Below are 7655 nucleotides of genomic sequence, written 5' to 3' on the forward strand. Positions count from 1 at the left end.
AGTTTTGCCTGTTTAATAGTAACATCAATTACCAATATGCCGGAATAATCAGATTCCGGCATTCTGATTTTAGGAAATAATTTAGGTATATTGATATCTTAATTTCCCATACAGCCTTTGTAAAGTTAGGCTAAGCTGGGAATGACCCAAAAATATGAGTAAAAACCCCTTTGAAAGCAAGGAAAGACTTGAGTCTCTTCAATCATTGGATCTGATGGACTCCTCTCCTGAAAAAGAATACGATGCCATCACAGAACTTGCCGCAATTATCTGCGATTGTCCTATTGCCTTGATCTCCCTGGTAGATGAAAAAAGGCAATTTTTCAAATCCCATCATGGATTGGATATCGATCAGACTCCGATCGAAGTGTCATTTTGTGCTAAGGCCATCCAATCGGAAAAGGATATTTTTATGGTGAATGACGCACGGGAGGAAACGGCTTTTTGTGCCAATCCTCTGGTTACCGGAATTCCCAATATTGTTTTTTATGCAGGAGTGCCCCTGACCGGCCCCAAAGGAGAAACAGTGGGAACTTTAAGTGTAATAGACCGAAAGCCCAGGAAACTGGATGACCGACTTAAAAAAGCATTGAAATCCTTGGCCAACCAAGTGATACAGCTTTTTGAATTGAGAAAAAGCAAAAAAATGCTTCTGGAAACCCAAATGGAATTCAAGACAGAAGCCATGCGACTTCACAATGTCATTGAGGCAACGCGGGTAGGGACATGGGAATGGCATATTCAGACCGGAGAAGTCATTATCAACGAACGTTGGGCAGAAATCGGAGGATATACCTTAGAAGAGCTTCAACCAATTGAAGAAGGTACTTGGTTCAAACTGATTCATCCAGAGGATATGGATATTTCCAGATCCATTATCCAGGACTGCTTTGAAAAAAAGATTGATTACTATGATATAGAATGCAGGATGCTTCACAAAGATGGGCATATAGTCTGGATAAATGATAGGGGGAAAATCATCAGTTGGTCCGAAGATGGCAAACCGCTCATCATGTCAGGTACCCATACCGATATTACCGAAAAGAAAAAAATCGAATTGGATCTGGCTAAAGCACTGGGCGATTTGAGTGAAAGGGTCAAAGAACAAAGCTGCCTCTATCAGATTGCCAATCTGAGTAGCCAAAGACTTTCAGTAGAGAGATTGCTGACACATGCCGTTGAAATACTGCCTACAGGCTTTCAATTTGAAGAGGAAATATCCGTAGCCATAGCCTATAGAGGACAGGAATTCACCTCACCACACCATAAGGCTTCAAAACAGACACTTGTCAGTCGGAAAATGGATTTGGACGGGAATGAACTATATATTGTGGTGACTTACCACAGTCAAAAACCCCTTATGGATGAAGGCCCTTTTTTAAAGGAAGAGAGGCAATTGTTGGATACGGTGACGGATAATCTCATTCTTAACATCAACCAGATTCTGACTGGCGAATCTTTGGAGCAAAATGAGAAAAGATTCAGAACCTTGGTAGAAAACAGTGCCGATTCTTTTGCCATTTTAGGATTGGACGGAATAGCCAAATATGTCTCTCCATCCATTACCAAGACCTTGGGTTACACGGAAGAAGAGGCACTTGATCTACAGTTGTTTGAAATCATCCACCCAGAAGACAGGGAAAAAGTAGCCGAAACACTCAATAGGGCCCTGGAGAATCCTGGCATACCATTTACCCAAAATGTTTCTCGGACACTTCATAAAGATGGAACCTGGCTTTGGATAGAAGCCACTATCACCAATATGTTTCATGATCCCGTAATCAATGGATTGGTGGATAATTTCCGTGACATAACCGATCAGGTGCTTTACAGGGAAGCCATTCAAAGAAGCAACGAGCGGTATGAATATGTCAACAAAGTCACCAATGACGCTATTTATGATTGGGACATTGTGCAGGATGTTTTTGAATGGGGTGAAGGCTTTTTCAGGATTTTTGATTTTAATAAAAAAGAAGAACCTTTCAGGCTTTCGGACTGGGCAGATATGATGGATTTTTCTGATAGGGAAAAAAATAAACCGACCTGGAATGAATTTTTGGAAGATCCCGGTCAGTATAGGTGGCACAAGGAATTCAGAATCCGTAAAGGTGATGGCAGCATCGCTTTTGTTGAGGAAATGGGGCATTTGATCCGGGATGAAGATGGGGCTCCAATCCGGATGATCGGTGTTCTCAGAGATGTTACCGATAACAAAGAGCTGCAGAATCTTCTTGACAATGCCACAAGCGTGGCCAAATTGGGAGGCTGGGAAGTGGACCAAGTTACCGGGAAGCTTTTTATTTCTAAAATCACCCGGGAAATTCAGGAACTTACAGAGGAATATGAACCGGACTTGGAATCGGCCATCAACTTTTATAAGGAAGGCAAGTCACGTGAAACCATCAGGCAAAAAGTTAAGGAAGCCATTGAACATGGGAAACCTTTTGATTTGGAATTAGAGATCGTTACGGCAAAAGGTAAAGAAAGGTGGGTTAGGGCTATAGGAAATGCAGATTTCGAAGAGGGCAGGTGCGTTCGTCTCTTTGGTAGCCTTCAGGATATTCATCGGAGAAAAAGTGCAGAAGAGGCTCGGAAGAGGCTCAATGCTGAATTAAAAAAACATGCGCATGACCTCGAAATTTCAAATAGGGAATTGGAACAGTTTGCCTATGTCGCCTCACATGACCTTCAGGAACCCTTAAGAATGATCACCAGCTTTTTGGCCCAATTGGAAAAAAAGTATGGAACGGAATTGGATGAAAGAGCAATCCAGTATATCAGTTTTGCAGTGGATGGCGCCAAAAGGATGCGGCAGATCATTTTAGATCTATTAGAGTTTTCTAGGGTAGGTAAAATCTCCGAAGAATCAGTAAAGGTGGACCTCCAAGGGATAGTAAAAGAAGTTTGCATGCTCCACAGCCAAATAATCGAAGAAAAAGGTGCCAAAGTGATTTATGGAGACCTTCCTTCCATCATGGCACATAAAGGGCCCGTTTTGCAGATTTTCCAAAATCTAGTCGGCAATGCACTTAAATATAGCAAAGACGATGTGATACCTGAAATTACAATTAATGCTATAAAGAGAAAACACGAATGGTTGGTTTCGATTAGTGATAACGGCATAGGTATTTCCCCCGAATTTCATGATAAGATCTTTATCATTTTTCAAAGGCTTCACGGCAAGGAAAAGTACAGTGGCACAGGAATGGGCCTGGCCATTGTCAAAAAAATAGTGGATAATTTAGGGGGTAAAATATGGGTTGAATCGGAAGAAGGGAAAGGCAGTACTTTCCATATAGCTTTTCCTTCATTGGCCTAAAGGATTATTTTTGTCAGGAAGAACGGATAGTATGATAACGTGATAAAATAAAACCAACAGACAATCTATATTTGCCTGAGTGCATGATTCCGAAGATTCAGATTGAACAATTATCTTAAATGATAAGTATGAAAGAATTTGCATTAGTTACAGGAGCGAGGCATGGTTTAGGAAAATCTTTTGCCATTGAGCTATCCAAAATGAAGATCAATACGATTTTGGTCAGCAGAACAAACCATGGGCTTCAGGATTTTTGCGAAGAATTAAAGGAAAAATATAAAATTGATTCAAGACCTTATGAAACAGACTTGTCAGTTTATCAAAACGTGATTGAATTGGCAAATTATATAAATCAGAACTTTAACGTCTTTATGCTGATCAATAATGTAGGGACCGGGGGAACAAAAAAAATGTCTGGTGCTGATGTAGATTACATCAATAATATTATTAAGCTGAATGTGGTTACGACTTCTGTACTTACCCATCAATTACTTCCTAATCTCTTAAAACAACCTGCTGGATATATTTTGAATATCTCTAGTTTGGCGGCCTATCTCCCAATAGGTTATAAAACAGTTTACCCTGCATCCAAATCTTTTGTTTATTCCTTTTCACGAGGTCTTAATCAGGAATTGAAGGGTACAAATGTTTCTGTCAGTGTAGTGTGTCCCGGACCAATTCGAACCAATGATGAAGTCATAAAAAGAGTGGAAAAAGGATTTTTCGGAAAATTTATGATTTTGGAACCGGAGTTCATTGCCAAAAAAAGTATCCGAAAGCTTTTTCAAAAAAAGGCCGATATTGTGGTAAACCCAATGGTTTGGCTTTTAATCATGATTTTGCCAAAATGGATAAAGATTCCTTTGATGACCAAAATTGCCAAGAAAGAGATTAGTTGATTTTTCCATGCAAAAGACCTTTATAAAAAGTATCACTGAATATTAGCATTCAATTTGAAGCGTAATCTCATTTCCAAAATTATATCAGTTCTGGTTTTTTATTAATAATTACCTTGAAAGTTATCCTACTTGATCTAATTTTTACTTTATTATATTGACAAAAAACAACATTTATGACCTGGACCAATTACCATAATCATTGTAAATATTGTGACGGGGTAGATGAAATTGAAACCCACGTTCTCCACGCAATCAAAGAGGGTGTTATCAGTTTGGGTTTTTCCTCCCATAGTCCTGTTTCATTTGAAAACCAATGGTCCATGAAAGTGGAGGATATGTTTAACTATTTACAGGATATTCAGGCCGCTAAGGAAAAATACTCCGAACAAATAGAAATTTACAAAAGCTTGGAGATTGATTTTTTCCCTGATCAATCTGGACTTATCAAGAAATGTACAGAAGATCTAAATTTGGATTATTCAATTGGATCTGTTCATTTTGTGGATGCTTTTGATGATGGGAGCCCTTGGGAAATAGACGGGCCCTTAATGACCTTTGAAAAAGGGCTTGAAGAAGTTTTTAACAATAATATTCGAGCAGTGTTGGAAAGGTATTTTGACTATACGATTGAAATGCTGGAAAACGATTGCCCCACCATACTTGGTCACGTGGATAAGATCAAGATGCAAAACCACAACAAGTTTTTTTTCAGTGAGCAGGAATCTTGGTACCAGGACCTAATGAAACAGACTTTGGAAATTGCAGCAAAAACAGGAGTGATAGTAGAAGTGAATACCCGGAGCTTGTATAAGAAAAGGGCTTCGGAGACCTACCCGGGTGAATTGGGACTACGATTGTTGAAGGAATTTGAAATACCGATTTGCCTCAATTCCGATGCGCACCATCCAAAGGAAATCATAGGTGATTACAAAAATACTGCTCTTCTTTTAAGACAGGTTGGATTTAAAGAGCTAAAGGTCTTGAAAAATAACTCCTGGCAGGCTATGTCTTTTGATGAAAATGGAATTCACTGGTAGTTTTAAAATCTTTTATATGGAAGAATGGATTAAGACCCAGTTTAACTTTCATTCCCTTGAAATCAAGCGGTTGAATGGTTATGACAATGCCAATTATTTGTTGGATACCGATAAAGGGAAATTCATTCTAAAAACCTATCCCTTTTCTTCGGACACTTTTGATTTGGTCCAAGCCGAAACAGATATTTTATTGGCGCTTCAACATAAATTTAAAGGTGGAATTCCATCTCCAATTCCATTTGAGGAAGGCAGTTATATTCAAGTAGTTGAACACAATGAAAAGCACCAAATAATAAGACTGCTGTCTTTTTTAGAGGGAAGGTTTTTGGGAGACACAAAGACAGGCAAGGAAATAAATCATTCCTTAGGTAGCTTTTTGGGAAAATTGGACAAGGAGCTTTCACAAATGAAAAACTATGTTATTCAATCCAGAAAGTGGGAATGGCATATTCAATATCCCGAATTAGCTAAAGATTATTTAAAAGATATTCCTTCCGCCAATTGCAGAAGTTTAGTTCATTATTTCCTTCAACAATTTGAAGAAAATGTTAGGCCTGTTCTGCCTAGTCTGCGAAAATCAATCATTTACAATGATGCCAATGAATGGAATATACTTATCAAGGAAACCAAAGATTTGGCATTGATTGATTTTGGGGACTTAGCTTATGCACCTTTGATCCAGGAAGTGGCCGTCGCCATGACCTATGCCGCTTATGACAAAGCTGATTATCTTGGATGGGCAGAAGAGGTACTGAAAGGTTATCATTTAGTGATTCCGTTAGAAGAAAAAGAAGTCGATATCTTGTATTACTTGATCGCGACAAGGCTTTGTTTAAGTGTTTGTAATTCGGCCCAAGCCAGAAAAACAAATCCTGAAAACTCCTATGTCTCAGTCAGTGAAGAAAATGCTTGGAAAATGCTTTACGGATGGATTAAAATCAATCCGATTGAAGCGGAGAATAGATTCAGGGAAGTTGTAGGAATTGATATAAAAAAGGTGACTTCAGTAGAGGAAAGTATGGCTTATCGAAAACAACATTTGAGTTCCATTCTTTCAGTGAGCTATAGCAAGCCAATCAAAATGGAAAGGGCTGCTTTTCAATACATGTATGATGGTTATGGCAATACTTTTTTGGACGCCTATAATAATATTCCCCATGTAGGACATTCCCACCCAAAAGTTGTGGAGGCAGGTCAGCGCCAAATGGCAAAACTGAATACCAATACCAGGTATCTTTATGACAGGTTGCCTGAATATGCGGAGAGATTGTTAGCTAAGTTTCCGTCAACTTTAAATAGGGTGTTTTTTGTTAATTCAGGTAGCGCTGCCAGTGATTTGGCGGTCCGGATGGCCAAATGGCATACCAAAAAAGAAATGATTATGGTCATGGAACATGGCTATCATGGCAATACCCAGGTTTCCATAGATATTTCAGATTATAAATTTTCGAATCCCAAAGGACAGGGGCAGCGGGACTACATTCTCAAAACCAATCTACCTGATACTTCTAGAGGGCCATATACCCAAAACGACGGAACTGCCGGCAAGGCTTATGCAAAGGAAGCTATCCAACAAATGCAGCATTTTTCCCAACAAATAGCTGCATTTATTGCAGAACCGATTGTGGGTTGTGGAGGTCAAGTGCCATTAGCAAAGGGATATTTGAAAGACTTGTATCCAGCTATCCGTCAACAGGGTGGAGTTTGTATTTCTGATGAAGTGCAGACTGGTTTTGGAAGGGTTGGGGATTGTTTTTGGGGATTTGAGCAATATGGAGTAATTCCCGATTTGGTTGTGCTGGGAAAACCGATGGGCAATGGGCACCCTATGGGTGCGGTGGTCTGTACCCAAGAAATTGCGGAATCTTTTGAAAAAGGAATAGAGTTTTTCAGTTCATTTGGGGGTAATCCAGTTTCCTGTGCGATTGGTTTAGCAGTTTTGGAAGTCATGGAAGAAGAGGGACTAATGGAAAATGCGAAGATGGTGGGTGATTATTACAAATCCTTATTATTGGACCTTCAAAAAAAATACGATTGCATAGGGGTTGTCAGAGGTTCAGGTTTGTTCTTGGGAGTGGATATTGTCAAACCAGGAACAAAGGCAGAAGATGCTATTTTGGCAAAACATATCAAAAATGAATTGCGCGAAAGATTTATTCTTGTCAGTACAGATGGACCTTTAGACAGTGTGATAAAAACCAAGCCCCCCTTAATTTTTACTAAGGAAAATGCCTTGCAGGTAGTGGAAGAGATGGATCGAATTTTGAGGAATTATTTGAAATAGGTATTACTTTTTCTTTGCCACAAATACGCCATTCGGTTGGATAAATTTGGCTTCTTTTATATTCCCGTCTTTATCTTCCAAAAACTCTATGACGAATCCCTCCACGATTTTCAGCG

4 protein-coding genes are annotated in these 7655 nt (G+C 39.3%); all 4 read left to right on the plus strand.

The features are described 5' to 3' along the window. Positions 1-154 precede the first annotated feature (154 nt). Complete coding sequence (locus ACEW8U_RS00085; RefSeq protein WP_373519987.1) at positions 155-3319, plus strand: PAS domain-containing protein; 3165 nt, start codon at positions 155-157, stop codon at positions 3317-3319. 128 nt (positions 3320-3447) lie between these two features. Further along, positions 3448-4218 (plus strand): SDR family NAD(P)-dependent oxidoreductase, encoded by a 771-nt coding sequence (locus ACEW8U_RS00090; RefSeq protein WP_373519988.1) that lies wholly within the window; start codon positions 3448-3450, stop codon positions 4216-4218. A gap of 173 nt (positions 4219-4391) precedes the next feature. Continuing rightward, the gene (locus tag ACEW8U_RS00095) at positions 4392-5255 is read left to right on the plus strand and encodes a histidinol-phosphatase (RefSeq protein ID WP_373519989.1); all 864 of its coding nucleotides are present in this window, start codon (positions 4392-4394) and stop codon (positions 5253-5255) included. Between the two features lie 16 nt (positions 5256-5271). After that, complete coding sequence (locus tag ACEW8U_RS00100; RefSeq protein WP_373519990.1) at positions 5272-7539, plus strand: aminotransferase class III-fold pyridoxal phosphate-dependent enzyme; 2268 nt, start codon at positions 5272-5274, stop codon at positions 7537-7539. The last annotated feature ends 116 nt before the right edge of the window (positions 7540-7655 follow it).

It is taken from the genome of Aquiflexum sp., from assembly GCF_041751335.1.
Lineage (GTDB): Bacteria > Bacteroidota > Bacteroidia > Cytophagales > Cyclobacteriaceae > Aquiflexum.